The organism is Acinetobacter indicus CIP 110367 (assembly GCF_000488255.1).
Lineage (GTDB): Bacteria > Pseudomonadota > Gammaproteobacteria > Pseudomonadales > Moraxellaceae > Acinetobacter > Acinetobacter indicus.
This window is the reverse complement of sequence record NZ_KI530757.1, coordinates 80,539-103,845: the sequence shown is the minus strand read 5'-3', so window position 1 is coordinate 103,845 and position 23,307 is coordinate 80,539. Positions and strand designations below refer to the sequence as shown.

Below are 23,307 nucleotides of genomic sequence, written 5' to 3'. Positions count from 1 at the left end.
AACCGGGATTTGCTATCAGTTCAATCTGGAATATCTGGCCCCAGTAGTCTGAAGCAATGGGGTCGATGGGCAGGGCTCTGCCTTTGCTGATACCTCAGGCAGCTTAAAAGTATTTACGCCAGCCAATAGAAAAAACACCAAAGTTCACTACCAGATAGCGAGTTATAATTTAAATTTGAGTGAGTTGGGGGGATGCTTCAAATTATAAATCTTTGTGCAACAAAGCCCTACTATTCTGAAATGACAGCTTTGTCCGTTATAATTGTATAAACATTTTTAGTGTCTGGTAATTATGTCCTCATTGATCAATTTTCTATCTCGCTTTAGTACTGCAACTCTTCAGCGCAGCCAGAGCTATGCTAAACACATTGATAGGAAAACGATTGAGTTCTTTGAGGAAAATGACGATGTCACGATGTATGCCCAAATTGAAGGGACAGATTATTACGATACTGCAATTACCTATAATCTTAAAAAGGACCGTTTAATTGATGACGACTGCACTTGTCCGGTTGGATATAACTGTAAACATGCTGCTGCTTTAGCCAAATTATTTTATCAAGAATATCGAGAAGGATATCTGAAGAGCTATGTTGACTCTCAGTCATCATCTCACACTCAAAAAGATCGGGTTGCAATTAATCAAGCACAACGCTGGTTAAGTGAGTTTAAGCAGTATTTACAACATACCCAGTTAGAGCAGCAAAAGACAACGAGTAATTATTTACTTTATTATTTAGATCAGCCTTTAGGTCTATTCGGGTTAAAACTTGAGGTTCGCAAAGGTAGACGTAATAAAAGTGGGACGATCACAGGTGTCAGTTCTTATACTGAATATGGCAATATTCTAAAAAAACGTCTGTCTTTGCCTGATGGGAAGCGACAATTATTTAATCAAATTTATTATTATGCCAAGCTCAATCAGAATGAGTTTTCTTATGGAAATAGTCTTGATATATCAGGCATTGTCTTAGAGCATTTTAAATCTTTCATTCAGAGTGGTGATGTCTATTGGAAACAAAAAAGTGATGCTCCACTTACATGGTCAGAACAAAGCTATCAGCTTGAATTTTCTTGGCAAAAGAGCATTGAAAAACAGACTGAGCACTTAGATTTTGAGTTGGTCAATGGAAATGTTCGACTCAATTTAAAATCGAATCCACATCTTCAAATTCTTGTAAGTCAGCCACTTTGTTATATCGATATTCACAAGAATACGGTAGGGCAACTCTATAGTGAATATACATCGGATTTACTGTACTACCTTTGGCGGATGCCAGAGATGCCTGCGACGGTTTTGACTGAGTTTGAGCAGCTTACCCATCAATCTACAACGATACATAACTTGCCGAAACCTGGGTTTCTTCAAGAGATTGAAGTCTTACAGGGTAATCCCCAGCCAATTTTACGCTTCGGTGTTTTAGATAAATTTGATTGGAAATGGGAGGAGTCTGTTTGTGCTGAAATTGAATTCTCCTATGCAGGCTGGCGAATAAAAGCAGGTACATCAGGTGACAGTTTTATTGGTGAGCAGCATGGCAAAATGGTGCGACAGCTTCGGGACTTAGTTCAGGAACAACAGGCAATCCAGCGTTTACAGCTATTGGTCGAATCACTGGAGTGGGTGAAAGATCTGAGCAATGAACAGCAATTAAAACTTGATAAACAACGTCTCGATTCTATGGTTTTTGCTTTCTATGGAGACTGGATCAGGCAACTCATGCCCATCAATCAAATTGAGTTGATGGGCTGGCAGATAGAGCATCTGGAAAACAGCCCCTTTAACCTGCAATATGTAGAAAATTTAAATATTTCCATCACTGAGTCTGAAAGCCAGCAGGACTGGTTCAATATCGGGGCGACGGTTCAGGATAGTGCAGGCAATTGTTATAATTTGCTTGATGCGCTCGTAGCTTTGGTGCGAGAAAATCCTGATTTACTTGATCCGCGGACGTTTATTCATCTGCATGACAGTCAAATTTTCACCCTGAAAACTGCAGTGGATCAACCTGATTTGGCTCTATCCGCCAGGGACATTAAGCCGGTATTGTTGCATCTGCAGAGCATTTTACAGCAAGAAGAGCGCAGTATCGATCGCTATGATGCGAGTCAACTATTAGAATTACAGCATAATCTTGGGATGACATGGCAGGTCAGTGACCAGCTGCAGCAATTTGTACAGAAATTCAAACAAGGCTATCAGCAACAACTGCCGACACCACAAGGTTTTCAGGGGGAATTGCGTCCATACCAGCAGCAGGGCTTAGGCTGGTTACAGTTTTTAAGGGAAACCCAGCATGGCGGGATTCTGGCGGATGATATGGGATTGGGCAAAACAGCACAAACTTTAGCGCATTTACTCATGGAAAAGCAGGCTGGACATTTGCAGGACAGACCTGCACTAATTGTTGCGCCAACATCGCTGATGCATAACTGGTTCAAAGAAGCGCAGAAATTTACCCCTGAGCTCAAGGTACTGCTGCTACAGGGCCCCGACCGCCATCAGCATTTTGAGCAGATTCCGCACTATGACATTGTGTTAACCACCTATCCGCTCTTGGCGAGAGATGAAGAACAACTGAAACAATATGAATATCATCAACTCATTTTGGATGAAGCACAGAATATCAAAAATCCGCGTGCCAAAGCTGCACAGGTGGTACGGCAATTAAAAGCACGACATCGTCTATGTCTAACCGGTACACCTATGGAAAATCATTTGGGTGAGCTGTGGGCAATATTTTATTTTCTGATGCCAGGATTTTTATATTCACAAGAAATCTTTAATAAAAAATACCGCTATCCGATTGAAAAACGCGGTGATCAGCAGTTAAGGCAAAAGTTGGTAAACCGCATTAAACCCTTTATTTTACGTCGCTTGAAAACTGACGTCGCCAAAGAATTGCCAGAAAAAACCACGATTGAAGTCAATATTGACATGAATGAACAGCAATCCAAGCTATATGAGGCTGTTCGCGCCACGATGCAGGCAAGCATTCAGAAAATTGTGGCAGAAAAAGGCTTTAAACGTAGTCAAATTCAAATTTTAGATGCCTTACTGAAGCTACGTCAGGTGTGCTGCCATCCTAGCTTACTGAAACTGGATTCAGTGAAAACCGGGCAGGCACACTCTGCCAAACTTGAACAGTTGATCGATATGGTCGTTCCAATGGTGGAAGAGGGGCGAAAAATTCTTATCTTCTCTCAGTTTACCTCAATGTTGGAACTGATTGAGCAGCAACTTCATCACGCAGAAATTGGCTATGTGAAACTGACTGGGCAGACCAAAAAGCGAGATGAAGTTATTACTGCATTTCAGTCTGGACAAGTGCCTGTGTTTTTAATCAGTCTGAAAGCAGGAGGGGTCGGTCTGAATTTAACAGCCGCAGATACAGTCATTCACTATGATCCATGGTGGAACCCTGCTGCTGAGGATCAAGCTTCAGATCGTGCATGGCGGATTGGACAGGACAAACCGGTATTTGTGTATAAACTGATTACCAACCAAAGCATAGAAGAGAAAATTATTGCCTTGCAGCAAAATAAAGCCGAACTGGCACAGTCAATTTTAAGCACCGATCATGAGGGAGAAGCGAAACTGACGGAAAATGATGTGATGAACTTGTTTGAGAAATTTTAGTTTGGTTACTGGTTGCCCTAATCACCTGTAAGTATCTGAAAGTCTGGATGCAATTTTTTCCAATGTTCTCTTAATTTTTCTTTATGAGCGGAAATCATAGGTAAGTCTAGTAATAGCGCTGGCCATACTGACCGTGCTTTGTCCATAATGGCGTGAAGTTGTTTTTCAATAACACGCCATGGAACACCGACTTTTTCAGCCCATTGTTCAAAGTGTTTCATCTCAGCTAAATACCAATCTTTATTTTTGGCAAGATTTAAGGCGAAATGACGCTCATTTTCAATATATACACTGGTCATCAATATATCGTATGCAGGGGATAATCTTGGCGTTGTTTTATCGTGATAAATCATACTCCAGTTTTTTAAGTGCGCATCTCCATTGGCGAGTAAAATATTGATGAGTAAGCGGCTGGCAAATTGCTGAATATCAATAATTTTGTTATCTGAATACTGGTAAATGATCTTGCCTATCTGCTCATAATTTGTGGTGCTGTATTTCTGATGTGGATATGCACCGAAGATCTGAGCAAAGTCTTCGATGTGAATAAGCTCTGTAGTATCAGCAGTACTCTGTCTATCAAATCTTTTGATTGCAAAAGCATATTGCTCTTGGGGTAAATTTAATGGTGGAAGGTTTTGTAAGAGTGCCATATCCACCAAGCGAATCTCAGGGACATCTATTCCGACCATTTTGGCAAGGCTCATCATAGAATATTCATTTAGCGGAACAAAAGCATGTCTGGAAGAAGGAGTTTTGACAATCCAGTCCCCGAGTAGAGACGATTCCGTTGCCTGGACTAGTGTAAAACGCCCATCTTTGGCTTTCATGGAAAACTTCATTTGGACGCCGGCCAAGGAAAACTTATTATCTGTTCGAATCTCTTGCTTTAAGATCTGATCTGGATTAGAGATCTGCAGTTTGAATTTTATTTCATCTGGAATTTCTTCTGGATCTAATGGAGTCGCAATGAGTGCTCCAGGTAAATCATGACCTAAAGCTGCCAATAACTGAAATTCATTGTCTATATGTACTTTGAGGCTTTGTGCAATTAGTTCGCATAATGCACCTTCTGGTAGCAAGTTTGATAGCAAGGGATGTAAACGCTGATGTGTAACATAGGTCTTTTCTAAAATCTTATCCACTTGAGGATACAAGGGGGAAGTCAGCAGGCTCAAGGTCGGGCGTTGCTGATCAGAGCGGAAAGAATCTGTAAAAACCAGAATATTTTTTCCGCTCTGAAATCCTGCCAAGTATCCAACGATACTGTGATGTAATGTTAATTTCAGGACGGCAACAGTATTCATGGTTCCTCTCCTCCGAGAAGACCCTTCCATGGGTTAGTCATTAAGTCATCCTGATCTTCAATAGTGACTTTAATTTCATCATTCAATAATTGTCTGATCAAATGAACCTTATCATCAGGGATGAGCATCAGTTGAGCATTTAATCCTGCCGCTATAATTTCTAAGGTCTCTAATCGAGGGTTGCCCTGACTTTCCAGTTTTTGGTACTGCTGTCTTGAAATGCCTGTACGGGATTGCATATCAACTTGCTTTAAGCCCAATTGGGTTCGTCTTTTTTTGATTTGCTGAAGTAAAGACTTATTCATTGTAGATACATTTATTGCTTTTAGGTCCTTTAAGAAACATATTAGTTTCTTTTTTTTTGAAAAGCAATTTATGACTTTATCATTTCGATCTGTAAAACAACCTTAGCTACGTAGTGATCTGAAATCACTCTGAAAATACAGTTAAAATACGCGGTTCAATTTACCTTAATCTCCTTACGGAATTGGCAGAAAGATTGTCAATGCCAGGTCTGAACTGTCGGCAACTCTCTGGCAAAATTTCCTGGCAGCCCTGCATTTAACTGCTTAGCACAATCTGATAATAAATAATAACAAACCCGCCGTGCAGTTAGCATACAGTAAGTAAAGGAATGGTTGACTGTGATCATAAAAATAGCATATCAAGCCGGAGGGAAGCTAGATGGCCAAGTATACTGATATCAATAGTTTTAATACTTTAGAAACATTAACCGTCGGTTCAGAACACTATCAGATTTTCAACCTGTCTAAATTGCAAGTGCAGTTAGGTGACCTGTCCCGACTACCAAAATCTTTAAAAGTCTTGCTAGAAAATTTACTACGTTTTGAAGATCAGCTCACGGTGAAAACCGAGCATATTCATGCATTGGCAGGGTGGCTAAACAACCGAACCTTAGAACAGGAAATCCAGTATCGTCCGGCACGGGTGCTGATGCAGGATTTTACCGGTGTTCCCGCAGTGGTTGATCTTGCCGCGATGCGTGCCGCAGTGGCCAAAGCCGGTGGTGACCCGGAAAAAATTAATCCGCTGTCACCGGTGGATTTAGTCATCGATCACTCGGTGATGGTCGATTACTTTGCCAGCCCGCAAGCTTTTGAGCAGAATGTCGCAATTGAGATGCAACGCAATGGCGAGCGCTACCAGTTTCTACGTTGGGGGCAGGCTGCGCTCAATCAGTTTCGCGTGGTGCCGCCAGGAACCGGGATTTGCCATCAGGTCAATCTGGAATATCTAGCACAAGTGGTCTGGAGTAATGAGGTCGATGGTCAGCGCTTTGCCTTTCCTGATACCTTGGTCGGTACCGATTCACATACCACCATGATCAATGGCTTAGGCGTGTTAGGCTGGGGGGTAGGCGGTATCGAGGCGGAAGCGGCCATGCTGGGCCAACCGATCTCCATGCTGATTCCGGAAGTGATCGGCTTTAAGCTTACCGGTAAACTCAAAGAAGGGATTACCGCAACTGATCTGGTACTGACCATTACCCAGATGCTGCGCCAAAAAGGCGTCGTTGGAAAATTTGTCGAATTTTATGGTGATGGCCTGGCCGATTTACCCTTGGCGGATCGTGCCACGATTGCCAACATGGCACCCGAATATGGCGCTACCTGTGGCTTTTTCCCGGTTGATGAGGTGACGCTTTCCTATTTACGTTTAACTGGACGTCAGCCGGAAAGAATTGCCTTGGTAGAGGCCTATAGCAAGTTGCAAGGATTATGGCGCAATCCGGGGGATGAACCAATCTTTACCGACACTCTGGCTTTAGATATGTCGACGGTTGAAGCCAGCCTGGCGGGTCCGAAACGCCCACAGGATCGTGTACTCTTGTCACAAGTGCCGAAGACCTTTGATGCTTTCATGGATCTGACCTTGAAACCGGTCAAAGAAGAAAAAGAGCGTCTGGAAAATGAAGGAGGGGGAGGTACGGCTGTTGAAGCAAAACAGGCCAACCTGCCACATGAAAATGTTTTTTGTATGATTGAGGGTAAAAAATATCCGTTGCAGCATGGTGATGTGGTGATTTCAGCGATTACCTCCTGTACCAATACTTCGAATCCCAGTGTCATGTTGGCAGCAGGGCTATTGGCCAAAAAGGCAATCGAAAAAGGTTTGCAGCGGAAACCCTGGGTGAAAAGTTCACTGGCTCCAGGTTCCAAAGTAGTTACCGATTATCTCAATGCAGCAGGGTTGACGCCTTATTTGAATCAACTGGGTTATAACCTGGTAGGTTATGGTTGTACCACTTGTATTGGTAATTCGGGACCTTTACCTGAAGCGATTGAAGAAGCTGTGCAATGTTTCGATTTGAATGTAGCCTCAGTGCTTTCTGGAAACCGTAACTTTGAAGGACGAGTGCATCCTTTGGTGAAAACCAACTGGCTCGCCTCGCCACCCTTGGTAGTTGCCTATGGTTTGGTCGGGAATATTCGAACTGATCTCACTGCTGAGCCGATAGGTGAAGGCTTTGATGGGCAAGCGGTTTATTTAAAAGATATCTGGCCGACACAGGTGGAAATCGATGCCGCACTGCAGAACGTGAATACCGAGATGTTTCATAAAGAATATGCGGAAGTGTTTGAAGGCGATGCCAAGTGGAAAGCGATCCAGATTCCACAAAGTCAAACCTATGCTTGGGATGAGCAATCCACCTATATCCGACATCCACCCTTTTTTGCAGAAATTGATCAGCCGGTGCGACCAATTCAGCAGATCAAACAGGCACGGATTTTGGCTGTATTGGGAGATTCAGTCACGACGGACCATATTTCCCCTGCAGGCAACATCAAAAAAGATAGTCCTGCCGGACGATATTTGCAGCAACAGGGGGTTGATGCAAAAGACTTTAACTCTTATGGATCCCGCCGTGGCAACCATGAGGTGATGATGCGAGGCACCTTTGCCAATATCCGCATCAAAAACGAAATGCTGGGTGGGGAGGAAGGTGGCAATACTCTGCATATTCCAAGTGCAGAAAAACTCTCGATTTATGATGCGGCAATGCGCTATCAGGCAGAACAAACCCCGCTAGTGATTATTGCCGGGAAAGAATATGGCACTGGTTCTTCACGTGACTGGGCGGCCAAAGGCACCAACCTATTGGGGGTGAAAGCAGTGATTGCTGAAAGTTTTGAGCGGATTCACCGTTCCAATCTGGTCGGCATGGGGGTGTTACCTTTACAGTTTGTGGAGGGTCAGAACCGGCAGATCTTGAATCTAACCGGACATGAAACACTGTCAATTTTAGGCTTGTCGGATGATATTTATCCACATCAAATGCTGGAAGTAGATGTGCAACATACCGATGGTACGTGTAACCATTTTCAAGTGTTGTGTCGCATTGATACCTTGAATGAGGTGGAATACTTTAAGGCTGGTGGGATCTTGCACTATGTCCTGCGTAATTTGCTCACTTCCTAAATTAAATGATGAAAGCCCGATACCTACCACAATGCCGGTCAGTTAAGGAATGAGCCCAGAAGCATTTGAGGCAGCTTCAAAATGAGGCTGTCTCGTGTCTAGGATACTGGGAGCAGTCCAGAATCGGTGATTTAATCAGTTTCAATAAGTTCCTCTTGGTGAAATACAGTTATAGGCTTACGTACGGTATCAGGTGACATGTAATCTAATCCATTAAGCTGAATAGATAGTGGGCGACCAATACATGCTAGATGTAAGCAAAATTTAAATGCAGCAAGAGCATGACCATCTTTTACTGAGTAGAGTTGTAGACGAGGAAATTCCTCTTGAGTTGATGGATGTTTATCTGTTGATGCTTTTGCTAATTTGAAAAGTTGAGGCTGTTGTTTAGCATCTAACTTTGTTTGCAAATCTTGTCCAAATAAGTGCCAAAATTTGGCAGGAAATAAAGCCTTAACCTGGGAGTAAAAATGTTCGAGTTGATCGATATCCTTCCAGCGATAATGGATACCTGTGTGTGATGCGGTCACTCGATTCAAAAATACATTTAGGACGCATGCAATTTGTGTTGGTTTTTTACGAGCTATTTTCTGTAAATGTTCAAAAAAATAAGTCACCGCATGAAGCTCTTCAGCGGTATCAAGCATCGCTGGCTTTAACTGGGTTGAGCTCTCAATACTAAATAAACGCGGATTCCCTTTTTTTGATTTAATATTTGCTAAATTTAGGGCATTTTCATACCAATAATTGACGAGTTCTTCTGGTAAGCACATACGTTGAGCTGCACTTTTAGGATCGTGAGTAGTCTCCAATATATTGAGCGTTTCATAGAAGCGTTGAAGTGAAATTTTAGAATCTTCTGTTCCAACAAAGAAAGCAAAAAAATCATGGGATTGATCTATTTGTAACGACAGTTCATCTAAAATGTCAGTAGCATTACTTTGAAGCCATTTTGTTTGATCGTTCAATAATATAGTTGCTAGAACTGCCTGGTTTTTTTCAAAATTAAAGTCTTTTTCATCATTTGTTATTTTCAAATTTTTAAACGTTGCATTGTGGCCCATAATTTTTTTAGCCAATTCATTAGGCATATCTGGATGATATTTTAGTAGTTTTTGACCAGCTATGAGATAACTTAAATGAATATAGCTTTTGAAAGTTTCAACTGGCTCTATATGTCCTAAGAGATGTGCAATAACAAACCAATGGTTTTGTCCATGTTGATTTTGAAGTAGCTCAGCTCGAATTTTTTGATATTCGTTTTCGCTATAGTCAGTTAGCTTTTGCACAAGTGGTGCATATTCACAGTTCAGTAAAAGCGATAAATGATTCGCTGCAGTGTGACGAAAAGAGTGAAAGGAGTAATGATGCCCTTTAAAGACCTGATTCAATATCAGTTTTAGGGGTACGGTGACAGTGTGTTTATTCAGTTTTTTATTTTCATTCAAGTTGCTGAATAAATATAAACTTTTCTTATTCTCTAAACGTTTTTCAACAACAAAATCGCTAAAGAATTGGTACTCATCATCTTTTAGCAAAGCGTATGCAGGCACAATCCGTTCCGCACTATCCGTTTTGAGCAGATGTTGATTCCCTTGTTTTTTTGAACCATAAGGTTGAACCCAGATAGAAAATTGATTTAAACCCTCGATATCTTTTACACGTAACCCGAGTATTTCGTTAATACGCATACCAGTACGGTAGGCCAAAATATAAATGATTTTTAATAATTTATAATAATGGTCAGAGATGGAGTGTTCATGTAAGAGCTGATTTAACTTCTTTAATATTACTTGGAAGGCTGTGTGACCAATGATGCGTGCACGAGGTCGACTTTGCGATGAGATAAATTCAAGTTCGAAATCTTCTGCTTGAAAAACAATTTGTTGGAAGGTGTGAAAACGTTTCAACATGCGGATCGTTTGGTCTTTAGACTTCTTAAATTCGGGTTGATTGGATTCGTCAGCAAGGCGTGTATTGCTGATGATTTGTTGATAAATTTTGGTCAGCAGATCGTTAACATCTTCATCGGCATCAATGTATTGCAAGGCATGAGTTAAAAACGGTTCTGTAATTCGGGTGTAATATGTATAGATTGAACTATCTGCGAGTTTTTGATTGTCTTGAAATGCCTTCGTGTACTGAGTTGTATCAAAATCAAAGGTGGCTGATAATTCTTTTATTTGCTCTGAACTTGGTTGATAGAGACTGATGAGCCATAAGATAATGCGCTTAGAAAACTCATTAAACTGCTCTTGGTGACGCAGGCAAAAATCAATAATGAGTTTAGCAATGGGTTGGTCCGTTGATGATGTGCGAATAATTTTCAGCAAGTTTTTATGAATAAATATCACATTTTCTACTGCTTCAGACGTATTGAGATCTGGTAGGACTTTGGCTGTAGAAGAGACATTTCGTTCGATTTCATCACTTAATTGAGTTTTAAATTTTGGGAATGCAAAGTTTTCAAACTCATGTTCTGATAAACCACACGTGAGTGTGTTTTCTAACAAACATTGTGAAAGGGCAGGATCAACATCTGCATTCTGCAGTTGTAGCCAATTAAAATTGGCGTAGTCACGTAAAAACTTAAAAGTCTTTTTGGTGTATGGATGTTTTATTTTTTGAAAAATGAGGTGCAGATACGCATTCACGTCTAGACTGATGTCACGAATTTGTCTTGTATTGAAGTGAATGAGCCAGAGTCGTGTGAGTTGATCTGGAACAAAATTACGTGATTTTCGTATTGTTTTTTCATCAACAAATAGATCGCCATAGCTTGGAGAAAGTGGCTCTAAAAAGATGATATTAAAATCGCAAATTTTTTGGATTTTTTCAGGGTTTTTTAAATGTTCGAGCAAAGCATTTAATGAAGCTGTTTGATTTAATCCACCGTATAACATTGAGCAAAGCAGAATATTCCCAATAATTTCATCATCAGAAACAGCGGAACTATCTTGAGCAAGAATCCAGTAATCCCACAGTTTTTCGAGGATGATGTCAATTTCACGACCGGCTTGGATCCAATCTAGGGTGAAAATTGGTTCATCGCGTTTCATCTCAAAGGTGAGATAAGGTAGTGGGAGGTCTAGGTTATTACTTTTATTGAGGTCTTTGATATATGTTCGGAAGAATTCATGAGCATATTTTTTCCAGGCAAGATTCGGTGCTTTACGTTTAATAAACTCATAAATTGCAGGATAAGCTTGAATTAAGTCTTCATTTGAGAATTTTTGTTCATCAAAGTATTGTCGGAGCTCTTGTTCTGCATCAGCTCGTATGTCCTTTTTAGACTCATCTCGTTTGAATTGACGTCTGTCTTCAGCATAGCGTTTTTCTGAGATTTTTTTATTGCGTGATGACATGAGCTTCAACACCTGTAATTTTAAAATATGTTTTCATTTGCTCTAAAACATCTGCAATTTTAGAAAATTGAGAGAGCGATAAACTGGAAAATGGATGTGCTGCTTCTTGTTGCATTAGTTCATGCCCAAATAGAGCTAAAATTTCAGGTTCAGAAAATTTATGAGTCAAAAATGCACGAGCTGTGTGGCGATGCCAATTTTCATGAGCAAGTCCTAATTCAGGATATAAATCTTTGACTGTAGAAGGTCTTAGTGGTGTCCACTTGTTATTTTGAATGATTCCAAGCAAGGGTAACTTACTTGTTTCTATTTGTTGTATGACATCATTTAAAAGTGGGTAATTCATCGCGATTTGAATCGAAAAATATTCTAAAAATTTAAGGAATTTTTTTATCTCTTCAACTAAAAATGAACAAAGCGGGATTAGACGTCCAAATCCATTACGGCCGCCTACTTCTTTGTCAGAAACCATTAAAATTTGGCGTTTTAAATTAAAGTTTTTAAGAAATCCAGGGAATTCAGCAACGGGGCGTGCTGCTGTAAAAAGAAGGAGGATATGCCACATCCATATGTTGTAGTGGTTGTATATAGCAATCAGATCGTCTTCAGCTTGTGAAAAAATATTAAACTTCAATACAGCAAAAATCTCTGTAATGACCTGTGGTTTTGGAGCTTTACGACTACCAAAATGAGTTATTGAATCAGGGAGCGAAGGTACACAACTTTCATATGTGCTTGCTACATCTGCACAAAGTGATTTTAGAATATCAATATATTGTGCATGTAATCGTGGAATATTCTGATGACAATAAGAAACAGATGATGACTGATTGGCATCAATCCCTGTGATTAAATCTGCGAGTTGTTTATTCCCTGTTTTTGCAAGAACCGTATGATGCAGTAGAGAACTCACCTTTACGACAGACAGTTTTGGAATCAATAATTCTTGTCTTAATTTGCGTAAATATTGCTGTATATCATCGAAACTAACCGAATCCATTTTGCGCAGATCCTCAATGAATAGATTCGGGATTGGAATGTCTAAATAGATCGTCTGATTGAGCAAGTTGTCTGAATACTCAAAATTGCGGTTCTCAAATACATTAAAGTGACTGTTTAAGAAGAACTGATCATTTTTATAGATCAATTTTTGGCGGTTATTTAACTTTTTAGCTCGCTTGCTTTGTATATATAGCCACTCATTCACACTGTTGCCTGTTAAAAATGCGAGCATCAAGATCAGAGCACTTTTATTTTGATGTTCAGAGTAGTCCACATGAAGTCTTTTCAGTAGATGGTTCACGCTAGATGGATTCGGAAAAAAACTACTCGACGTAAGTAAATGTTCTTTGCGTTGAATATGTTTTGCAACAAGCGGTAGAATATAATTTTGACTTGTTTCTGAATGTGCTGCGAGTGGTGTGACGTCAGTTGGATTGACAACAATTTGCCGATGAAGCGGCTCATCAATTAACGTTTCTATACTCAGTGCCTTAGGTGAGGCCCCTTTTTTTATTTCGATACTTTCTTCAATGAATTGTTCTTCATCAAGAAACTGATATTGAAGCTGTGTATCGATACTGGCACGTGCAATCTTCGCTTTGTTTTTTAAAACATAGTTAAAAGTAATGCGAATATCATTGAGTAGATTGCGATCAAACTCAGGCAATTCATCCGTATCTAATGTGATCAGATGTTGAATAAATTGCTCTAAGCTCAGCGTTAGATCTTTAAGATAGACATTCCAGAGGCGTTTATATTCTTCTGTATTATGATATTTTTTTTCAGTATCTAAATTTTTATTTGCAGTTCTAAAACGTTGGAATAAGCGCTTTACTGTATTGAAGTGTTCGGCGTGCGCTTGTTTAAAAAGATCTGGCTTGAGATCAGGAAGAGCAATTAAATAAATTGCTGCTTTTCTCTGTACACGACAAAAATAGATAACTCATTGAAATAATGTCACAATAATTGTTTTCTAACGACGAATACTATGACACATCTCAATGAGTTATATCTTATCTTAAACAAATCTCTAAAATGGAACAAGTCACATTTAAAGTGCTTTGCGCTCATCATGCTTGTGATTATTTTAAAGCAAACATGTAATCTTTCTTCTGCATCTAAAGCCTTGCCCATCAAGTGTTTACCACAATCATTTTATCGACGTATGCAGCGCTTCTTTGCAGGTCAGTATTTTGATTATCGTCAAATTTCTCAGTTGATTTTCAATATGTTTTCATTCGACCAAGTGCAACTGACTTTAGATAGAACCAATTGGAAATGGGGAAAACGAAATATTAATATCCTGATGCTCGCAATCGTTTATCGTGGAATAGCGATACCTATCCTTTGGACATTGCTTAATAAACGTGGAAATTCAGATACGAAAGAGCGTATTGCTTTGATTCAACGCTTTATAGCCATTTTTGGTAAAGACCGTATTGTGAATGTGTTCGCAGACAGAGAGTTTATCGGTGAGCAGTGGTTTACATGGTTAATTGAACAAGACATCAACTTCTGCATTCGTGTTAAAAAAACTTCATTGTCACCAATCATTTAGGAAAGAATCATAAAATTAGTGATTTATTTCGCCATCTTAAAGTTGGTCAAATTGAATGTCGTAAACGACGGATTTTGGTTGGTCGGGTGAAACTATATATAAGTGCACTACAGTTAGAAAATGGAGAGCTTTTACTCGTCGTTTCTCCTCAGTTTAATGCCAATGCTATTCAGGATTATGCATTACGCTGGGAAATTGAAACCTTATTCAGTTGTCTCAAAGGACGCGGGTTTAATCTTGAAAATACGCGCTTGACAGACCCTAGACGAGTGAAAAAATTGATTGCGGTGTTAGCTATAAGCTTCTGTTGGTGTTACTTAACGGGTGAATGGCAACATAATCAAAAAAAAGCGATAAAAATAAAGAAGCATGGACGACTCTCAATGAGTTTATTTCGCTATGGTTTAGACTATGTTCAAATGGCGATTCAGCGTTTAATTGGTTTTGGGAAAAAAGAAGAGTTTAAGGAAATTTTGGCAATTTTAAGAAAGCAGAATCCTGATAGGATAAGGGTTCTGTGAAATTTGTCGTGTACAGAGGCTGCTTTTAAAACTAGAATATTCCAATTTTTTGCATGCGTCTGCGATTCAGATAATTGCGAAATTGAATTGACATATGAAGTAATCGGTAGATCACTGATCTTAACTTTTTTAGAAAAAGAGATTACTGAAGGTTTGGGCAGATTTGACTGAAATTCTACATCGATGTCAAAGCAATCGAGATTGAGACCATCTAGATAGTTGTCAGTCTGTTGAGAAGACAATAGTTCAATCACAAAGTTGATATGTTGTGCACGTTCAAATTGCTCATCACCGAACAATTTTTCAATTGTTCTTTTAATTGAAATCATTGGTAAATCAAAATGTTCGTTTAGATCATTAGACATTTAAGATCTCCAAATTTTTTCTGCACTCAGATCGCTATTTGAGTGATCTAAGAGATCTTTTACACATCTGCTGTGTAATGATAATTCATTAAAAATCTGTGTACGTTCTTGCTTGATCTTTTTCATCCGCTGATTGAGTTGGTTTCGAGAGCATGAAAGCAAGTGTGCAAGTAACTCTAGGCTCATTTGATGGTGTGGCTTCAAAGATGATTCTTTGTTAAGAGTTAATAGTGTTTGACGTGAAAGATGTGTATTAATCAAGTGCAATGTTTTTCGTGGGTTCAAAGGCTTAATGTCAAATTTTGTAGATTTGATGAATTGAATAAATTCACGACTGCATAACTCCATCAGAAATGCTAACTCATCATCTGAAAAAGATTGTTGATTGTGAATAATTAAAGTGACTTCATTAATATCTTGCTTTAAATAGCTAAGATATAAGTGAATATTATTGAAAATGGAGTAGCCATCAAATTCTGAAGTTTTCCACACATGGAGTTCTTTTATGCGATTAGAAATATCTAAATCTGCAGTGAGATTTTTAAACATATTTAAGTAGCATAAGTTGAAACCATACGCTTGTGGATGAATGGTGATTCTGCTTTTTTTGAAATTTTTTAGAGTACTTATCTGTGTTGCTGGAAACTTCAAAAGTAGTTCAGATGTCAGATCCATGTGTGCTATTGAATAAAAATAATACAGCAATATTCACGTATATTTAGAGTTTTTGAATATGGCAGGAGGTATCATTTTTTCCTTGTTTTTAAAGTTTATTTATTATTGAAAGTTTCAAATTTTCCTCCTCGATTAGATACTCACTATTAGTTAGCTATATTTGTGAGTTGGCAAAAAATATCATGTTTCTATTATGATGTTCACATAGCAGATTACAATGAATACAGTAGGGATGAGTATAGTTGATTATTACAATAACAATGCTCAAATTTGATCTTTTTTAATGGTAATTTAATGGTAATTAAAACCATGTCAACGGCATTCTAAAATTGACCCCTTTCACCTTACAAATGGCAAAGTAAAATTGACCCCTTTGATCTCGTATTAAGTTTCAACCTGAGGCTGAATCCCTATTCTTTTTTTATCCTTCAAACGATAACTCTCACCCGATATTTGTACCACATGACAGTGATGTAATAGCCGATCTAACATCGCAGCGGTCAACGTGACATCATCCGCAAATGACTTAGACCATTGGCTAAAGGGTAAGTTACTCGTCAATATCGTACTGCCTTTTTCATAACGCTTGGCAATCACGTTAAAGAACAGATTCGCTTCTTCACGTCCAAACGGTAAATAACCAATTTCATCGATAATCAGTAACTTTGGTCCCAGTACCGCACGCTGCATATAGGTTTTCAATTTACCTTGCTGATAGGCTGTACCCAGTTGCAGCATGAGATCGGCGGCGGTAATGAACTTGATCTTAATGTTGTTCATGATGGCCTTATAGCCTAATGCCATAGATAAGTGCGTTTTTCCTACTCCGCTAGCCCCCAGAAACACCACATTTTCTGCTCTAGTGTGTGATTCATAGACATCATTTCAATATAATTGGTGTCTATGAACAGAGAAATTCAACAAAGACTCGTATGGGTTAAATTATTTGAAGAGACCAATGATGCTGGCCTAGTCTGTCGGAGATGTGGCATTTCTAGACCAACATTACGCAAGTGGTGGAAACGATATTCTGAGCAAGGTATTGATGGATTAAGTAGTCAGAGTAAACGCCCCTTAAAATCTCCAAATACTAAAATCAATGCTGAGCTAGAAGCCTTAATATTGGAAATTCGCTCGGCTAGAAATCTGGGTGCTCGACGTTTGCAAACAGAATTGATGAGGCTGCACGGAGTCTCGTTGTCCTTAGCGACTATCCATAAAGTACTATCCACCCATCAAGTCAAACCGATTAAAAAATTCCGTCGTAAAGTAGATTTCATTCGTTATGAACGCCCATTACCAGGCGATAGAATTCAAATGGATACCTGTAAACTGGGTCCTGGGCTATATCAGTACACATCTATCGATGACTGCACACGATATCGCGTTTTAAGGGTATATAAACGCCGAACAGCGGCGAATACGCTCGACTTTTTAGACTGCGTAATTGAAGAAATGCCTTTTCCCATACAACGAATACAGACCGATCGTGGGCGGGAATTTTTTGCTGAAAAAGTACAGAAAAAATTGATGCAGCATGGAATCAAATTTAGGCCAAATAAACCAGGTTCACCTCATTTGAATGGCAAGGTAGAGCGTTCTCAAAAGACTGATAAATCTGAGTTCTACGCTACTGTCGATATTAATTTTGAAGATATCCAAGACAAGCTAGCCGAATGGCAGCATTACTATAACTTGAACCGTACCGGGTTTGTCGGAGACTCAATATTCTGAGAGACTATTCCGATGAAAAAACCAAACTATACCCCCGAAATTAGAGAAAGAGCGGTTCAATTACTAATTGAATCTGAAAAAGATTATCCTTCTACTTGGGCAGCAATCACAGCTATTGCGCCTAAAATCGGTTGTACTCCTGAAACATTGCGTGTTTGGTATTTAAAGCATATGGATCAACTAAATCCTGCCAAAGTACAACAGATATCTGACCAAGAAAAAATGAAGCAAATGGAACGTGAAATTAAAGAATTAAAACGTGCCAATGAAATTCTACGTAAAGCAGCCGCTTTTTTCGCCCAGGCGGAGCTCGACCGCCCACACAAATAATGGTGGATTTTATCCATAATAATAAAGAGCTGTACGGAGTCGAGGCGATTTGTAGAATTTTACCGATCGCACCCTCAACCTATTACCGGACTCTAGATCTCTGCGAAAATCCAGAACATCGAGCAAAGCGAGATTTACATGACTTGCATCATGCTGAGGAGATTAAACGAATTTGGAAGGAAAGTTCAGGTCGGTATGGTGTACGTAAAGTCTGGCAAAAACTGAAACGTGAAGGCTATATTATTGCACGCTGTACTGTTGCTCGATTAATGAAAAAGCTAGGTATACAAGGTGTTTGGCGAGGTAAGAACAAACAAACCACCCGTAGCCGAGATGACCAAAAACGAGCAGATGATTTAGTGAAACGTAATTTTACTGCTGATCATCCTGACCAACTGTGGGTCAGTGACTTTACGTATATTCAAACTCATTCAGGCTGGGTCTATACCGCCTTTATTATTGATGTGTTCTCACGAGCAATTGTTGGTTGGAAAGTATCTACACGAATGAATACCGATATGGTGCTCGATGCATTAGAGCAAGCATTACATGATCGAGGCATGCCAAAGAATGTGATTCATCATTCCGACAGAGGTGTGCAATATCTTTCCATTCGTTATACCCATCGTTTAGAAGCAGCAAATTTACGAGCATCAGTCGGTACGACTGGTGATTCATACGATAATGCTTTGGCTGAAACGGTGAATGGCTTATACAAAACAGAGGTGATTGAATATCTAAAAGCAGATTGGCAAGGTTTAGCAGATGTACAACTTGCGACACTAAACTGGGTAGATTGGTTCAATAAAAAGCGTGTACACAGTGCACTGGGTTATGTATCGCCTTTTGAGTTTGAAGCAATGTACTATGATAAGATTAACCCGTTAGGTCAGGTGGCCTAACTTAAATAAAAAGTCTCCGACAAACCCGGTACGGTTCAAAGCGTGTAGGGCCAATTGGTGCATATTAATCAGGTGAATCATGCGTTGATAACAAGGTAAGTTTTTAAATAAATGACTTTTATCCTGTTTCAGCTATGAAAAAAATGCTTTGAAATTATTGAAGTGAGAACACTTATACCAAATGGCGATAAAGATGATTTCAAAGATACGAGGAATTTCCAGTAGGTTGCTTCAAATTTAAGAAAGAAATCATCAATTACACAGAATAATTCAGTACTATTGAACATCGGGACTAGAGTTGTGGGTTTTGTGTGGTAACTCAACTGATGGCTGTAGTCCTTCTGTTTTTCAAGTCCATTTCTTATCCGCGATTCGGGTTATTTAGCTTATTGAAAGGTCAATACAATTTAGTAACGAGTAGAGCACGTAGTATTCATGGATTCCTTAGCGGAATATATGCTTCGTTATGTGCATATCAATTAACCCATCGGAAGGAATAAGCCAATAATTCAAATGTATTAGTTCAGACTTGATCGTACATTCTTCTTGAAAAAGAGAAAGTTACCCATTTTGATAAAGGTGTCGAAATCTTAATCAAACAAAGGTAACTTTCTTATGTTGCATACTAACAATCAAATCATTAAACACAAAGTAGGTCTGCTTAATTTAGCTGAAGAGCTTCAGAATGTATCCAGAGCATGCAAAGTGATGGGGGTTTCAAGAGATACATTTTATCGCTATCAGGAATTAGTGAAGTCTGGTGATATTGACGCACTGATTAATAAGTCCCGTCGAGTACCAAATTTAAAAAACCGTGTAGATGATACTACTGAACAGGCTGTTATTGATTTCGCAATTCAATATCCCGCATATGGTCAGCACCGTACGAGTAATGAATTACGCAAGAAGGGTGTATTCGTTTCAGGGAGTGGGGTTCGCTCTATATGGCTTCGTCATGATTTAGAAAACTTTAAGAAGCGTTTAAAAGCACTTGAGGCTAAAGTGGCACAGGATGGTATTGAATTAAATGATCAGCAGATTGCGGCACTTGAACGTAAGCATGAGGATGACGTTGCTTGTGGTGAAATCGAAACAGCTCATCCAGGCTATTTAGGCGCGCAAGACACCTTTTATGTCGGGAATCTCAAAGGTGTTGGACGAATCTATCAACAAACATTCATCGACACTTATAGCAAGGTCGTTCATTGCAAGCTCTATACAACAAAAACACCGATTACAGCGGCTGATTTACTCAATGATCGTGTGTTGCCATTCTATCAATCTCAGGACTTACCAATGCTTCGCATCCTCACAGACAGAGGTACTGAGTATTGCGGTAAGGTAGAACAACATGACTATGAGTTGTATCTGGCAGTTAATGATATTGATCACACGAAGACAAAAGCAGCTTCGCCGCAAACAAATGGTATCTGTGAGCGTTTCCATAAGACGATTTTGCAGGAGTTCTATCAAATTACGTTTAGGAAGAAGCTTTATAGCTCATTGGAAGAATTACAAGTTGATCTAGACGATTGGCTGAAATTCTATAATACTGAACGGACTCATCAAGGAAAAATGTGCTGTGGTCGTACACCACTTGAAACTTTACTTGATGGAAAACGGATTTGGGCTGAGAAGAATTTAGCTCAAATTTAACCTGACAGGCACAATAAAAAATGGGTAACTGTCAGATCAGGTTTGAGCTAGTACAATTCAAATTATGGAATCATCGGCTTAAGCAGGATTCGGGTTACTTAAAACTGACCAATATTAGATGCTCATTGTATTTGGCATCAACAGATCATCATACACATCTACTCGATAATTACTAACTAATGTAGCGGCATCAACACCCGATGCTGATACAGTCGTTGCAGTTACATCATCAACAAATGGAGTTAAGTCAATTTCATTATGCGCTGATTCACTGAGCAATGATGCCACTGAGTTCTCATTCAACAACATCCCTTCAGCAGAATGATCGAATAATTCAGCATCCTCTACACTCAATACATCAAGTAAAGATTCTTCACTAATTGAGAACAGTGCAGATTGAGGCACATTGACTTTATTTAAGATTGTTTCACGATCCCAAATGGTGCCGTCATCAAATTCAATAAAGTCAACACCTCCACCATAAGAAGATAATTGATTATAAATATTAATTGTTCCTGTACTTTGATTAAATGTAATTTCTAGATCATTTGATTTAGAGGTAACTACTACATCATTAATATTGAAACCTTCTAACTTTAAAGTATCATTGGCATTAGAATCTGGCAAAATATGTACATAGCCTTTCAGATTATCTTTATTGACCACATAAGTATTACTACCTTCATCACCACGTAATGTGGCTCGAATTCCTTCTCTTACGATGAAGATATCATTACCTTGTCCACCGTATAAATTATCTGTGCCTCCAAGTGCGATAAGAGTATCATCACCAGCATCACCATATAGTAAGTCGTCTTGTTCTCCTCCAATTAAATAATCATCTCCGCCTAATCCTTCAATGACATATATTTCAGAATCAGCTAACAATTCATCATTTTCTTCAGTGCCTACCAACTTACCTAAGGATTTAATATATTCATGATCCCACACTGTACCATCATCAAAGTAAATCCTATTAATAGGATCATAGCTCACTGATATTTTTGCACTTAAATCATTAAATGTAATTTCAAATCCACTAGAGTTATGCTTTATAAATACTTCATAGGGTAATACTGATTTTAAAAATAAAACATTATTAGACCCTGTTAATAATCCATCTAACAAACTAATGTAACTACCATTCGTTAATAATTTTTTATCAATAATATAAGTATCAATACCCTCTCCACCCTGTAGAAGCATATATTGATTAGAGTTTCCTCCATAAATTAGAGTATCGTCACCTTTACCCCCATACAGACGATCTCCAGCACCATATGAAATTAATATATCATTTTGATCACCACCATAGAGATAATCGCTTCCTTCTGTACCTTTAATAATATTTTCATCTATCGAAGAATCAGGTTTATAGGTTCCAGAAACTTCACCAATATTAAATATTTTCTCCGCTGTATTTCCTGCAACATCAGTTGCAATGACTTTATATTTCGCTGAATCCCAACCCACTGTATTATTCAGCTTCACAGCCTGCCATTGATTATTTACCCATTTGTAAACCTCATATGCATCTTTTGGCGCATTAAAAATAACTTGATCATTCTGTGCATCATAACTAAATACAGATTGCAACTCAGGTGCTGTCAAATCAACTGTAATGGTTTTGATATCAGTGTAGCTTTCATTCCCTACAAAATCGGTTACTTTCGCTCTAAAGCTATATGTACCTTCATTGAAGTTAAATCCTTCACCCCGATAATCAAATTTAGTCCAAGTCACACCACCATCTGTTGAATACTGATACTCGACTATACTATTTAGCTCATTGCCTTGAATCGCCAAATCAAATGATGAATCATTCGTGATACCATCAATCTCCGAGATACCAGAATCATCTAAACCAGTAAAAATCAATTCACCTGCTACTGGTGGTGTAATATCCGTAGTGATATAAACCTTATAATCGCTTTGGGTTTGACCATCCATACTGATAATTTCAATATTGAGTTGATCATTTAGCCCTTTCGCATCTAAACCAGATTGAGACCATCCTGACTGATATGTGTAAGAACCATCAGCTTTTAATATGAGATAACCATGCTCTGTTTGGTAGGTCATTGATTCAACATTGCCCGTACCATTTTCAAATCTGATTTCTTGATTGCCCACTTTTAAAATATAGCTTTCTGGGGCTGAAACCTTTCCATTTACATCAGCAAAAATATGCCCGACTACCGGTTCATAGCCCTCAAATACCAATTCATTTACGAGTTTTTCTTGTTTTACAACTAACTTAAAATCTGTATTCCATGAATATGCTTCGAGCTGTAAAGTGTAATGACCAGGCGCTAACCCTTCAGCAATAATCAGCTCCTGAGAAGCCGAACCTACGCTTGAAATTGTTTTAGAACCAGAAGAACTTATTCCATTTCCGTCGATACTGTAGTTATAAGAACCATTTATACTGCCCGATGCGTTTGTTAAGCTGAGAATAATTGACGCATTTTCACCTGTGACTTCAAAATCAACATAAATATACATCGAGCTTTGATCTTGCTGACTATAGACGATGTCATCTTTCAATACCGTCCGTGTTTCAAATATTTCAGCTAATTCAAAGTGTGCATCTGCATTTTCTAACTGAGCAATTGGAGCATATAAGTTTTTCGTTACTGCATTATCCGCCTGATCTTTAGCAATAATTTCAAGTTTCTCACCATTGTTATATACCTTGTCCAAGGTCACGCTGTATGTGCCATCAGTACCTGCAACTGCAGTGCCAATCACTTTACCGTTATAACTTACCGTCACTGTCGCATTTGCTTCAGTCGTACCTGTTACGGTTTT

General features: G+C 38.9%; 10 protein-coding genes, 6 pseudogenes and 1 other annotated feature. Of the genes and pseudogenes, 7 read left to right on the top strand and 9 right to left on the bottom strand.

Going from position 1 to position 23,307, the window contains the following annotated elements:
* The first annotated feature begins 292 nt into the window (after positions 1-292).
* A complete protein-coding gene (locus tag P253_RS13415) occupies positions 293-3,640 on the top strand; it encodes a DEAD/DEAH box helicase (RefSeq protein ID WP_016658857.1) in 3,348 nt (1,115 codons plus the stop codon).
* 17 nt (positions 3,641-3,657) lie between these two features.
* On the opposite strand, the gene P253_RS13410 is transcribed toward P253_RS13415, so the two are convergent.
* Positions 3,658-4,947: a type II toxin-antitoxin system HipA family toxin gene (locus P253_RS13410; protein WP_016658856.1), complete on the bottom strand. Its 1,290-nt coding sequence runs from the start codon at positions 4,945-4,947 to the stop codon at positions 3,658-3,660.
* Complete coding sequence (locus P253_RS13405; protein WP_004282130.1) at positions 4,944-5,252, bottom strand: helix-turn-helix transcriptional regulator; 309 nt, start codon at positions 5,250-5,252, stop codon at positions 4,944-4,946. The genes P253_RS13410 and P253_RS13405 overlap by 4 nt, the downstream gene beginning before the upstream one ends.
* A 379-nt stretch (positions 5,253-5,631) precedes the next feature.
* On the opposite strand from P253_RS13405, the gene acnA reads away from it, so the two are divergent.
* Positions 5,632-8,388 carry an aconitate hydratase AcnA gene (gene acnA / locus P253_RS13400; RefSeq protein WP_016658855.1) on the top strand — a complete coding sequence of 919 codons (2,757 nt, stop codon included), beginning with the start codon at positions 5,632-5,634 and terminating at the stop codon, positions 8,386-8,388.
* A gap of 131 nt (positions 8,389-8,519) precedes the next feature.
* Here acnA and P253_RS13395 read toward each other — a convergent pair whose 3' ends face one another.
* Together P253_RS13395 and P253_RS13390 are read right to left on the bottom strand one after the other, a co-directional pair.
* On the bottom strand, positions 8,520-11,753 hold the full coding sequence (locus tag P253_RS13395) for a site-specific integrase (RefSeq protein WP_016658854.1): 3,234 nt from the start codon (positions 11,751-11,753) through the stop codon (positions 8,520-8,522).
* Positions 11,737-13,671: pseudogene (locus P253_RS13390) on the bottom strand (hypothetical protein); the annotation flags it as partial. The pseudogene P253_RS13390 and the gene P253_RS13395, both read right to left, overlap by 17 nt.
* 72 nt (positions 13,672-13,743) lie before the next feature.
* On the opposite strand from P253_RS13390, the gene P253_RS15610 reads away from it, so the two are divergent.
* Positions 13,744-14,834, top strand: a protein-coding gene (locus P253_RS15610; protein ID WP_085940648.1) for an IS4-like element ISAba1 family transposase whose coding sequence is annotated in 2 segments (ribosomal slippage) — positions 13,744-14,284 and positions 14,284-14,834 — 1,092 coding nt in all. Because the reading frame shifts where the segments join, the coding sequence is not laid out codon by codon here.
* A gap of 17 nt (positions 14,835-14,851) precedes the next feature.
* Here P253_RS15610 and P253_RS16020 read toward each other — a convergent pair.
* The 3 genes and pseudogenes from P253_RS16020 to istB form a co-directional block, all read right to left on the bottom strand.
* Positions 14,852-15,199 (bottom strand): annotated as a pseudogene (locus P253_RS16020) (hypothetical protein); the annotation flags it as partial.
* Positions 15,200-15,874, bottom strand: a complete 675-nt coding sequence (locus tag P253_RS13375; protein ID WP_004681107.1) for a hypothetical protein — start codon at positions 15,872-15,874, stop codon at positions 15,200-15,202.
* Between the two features lie 384 nt (positions 15,875-16,258).
* Positions 16,259-16,735 (bottom strand): annotated as a pseudogene (gene istB, locus P253_RS13370) (IS21-like element ISAba8 family helper ATPase IstB); the annotation flags it as partial.
* Between the two features lie 42 nt (positions 16,736-16,777).
* Here istB and P253_RS13365 point away from each other — a divergent pair.
* Both P253_RS13365 and P253_RS13355 read left to right on the top strand, forming a co-directional pair.
* A pseudogene (locus tag P253_RS13365) lies at positions 16,778-17,578 on the top strand (IS481 family transposase); the annotation flags it as partial.
* 42 nt (positions 17,579-17,620) lie between these two features.
* Positions 17,621-18,840 (top strand): IS3 family transposase gene (locus P253_RS13355; RefSeq protein ID WP_155757101.1). Its coding sequence is split into 2 segments (ribosomal slippage): positions 17,621-17,897 and positions 17,897-18,840, totalling 1,221 coding nucleotides; the frame shifts between segments, so codons are not numbered across the junction.
* Positions 17,896-18,012: a sequence feature (AL1L pseudoknot), on the top strand. Its footprint overlaps the gene before it by 117 nt.
* 33 nt (positions 18,841-18,873) lie before the next feature.
* On the opposite strand, the pseudogene P253_RS15595 reads toward P253_RS13355, so the two are convergent.
* Positions 18,874-19,127 (bottom strand): annotated as a pseudogene (locus P253_RS15595) (IS982 family transposase); the annotation flags it as partial.
* A 90-nt stretch (positions 19,128-19,217) separates the two neighbouring features.
* Between P253_RS15595 and P253_RS15815 the strand changes: the two are divergent.
* Positions 19,218-19,340: pseudogene (locus tag P253_RS15815) on the top strand (IS982 family transposase); the annotation flags it as partial.
* A 115-nt stretch (positions 19,341-19,455) separates the two neighbouring features.
* Positions 19,456-20,496 carry an IS481 family transposase gene (locus P253_RS13350; protein ID WP_016658839.1) on the top strand — a complete coding sequence of 347 codons (1,041 nt, stop codon included), beginning with the start codon at positions 19,456-19,458 and terminating at the stop codon, positions 20,494-20,496.
* Between the two features lie 114 nt (positions 20,497-20,610).
* Here the strand turns inward: P253_RS13350 and P253_RS15325 are convergent.
* On the bottom strand, positions 20,611-23,307 hold a 2,697-nt coding region (locus tag P253_RS15325), incomplete at its 5' end, for an Ig-like domain-containing protein (RefSeq protein ID WP_023274427.1).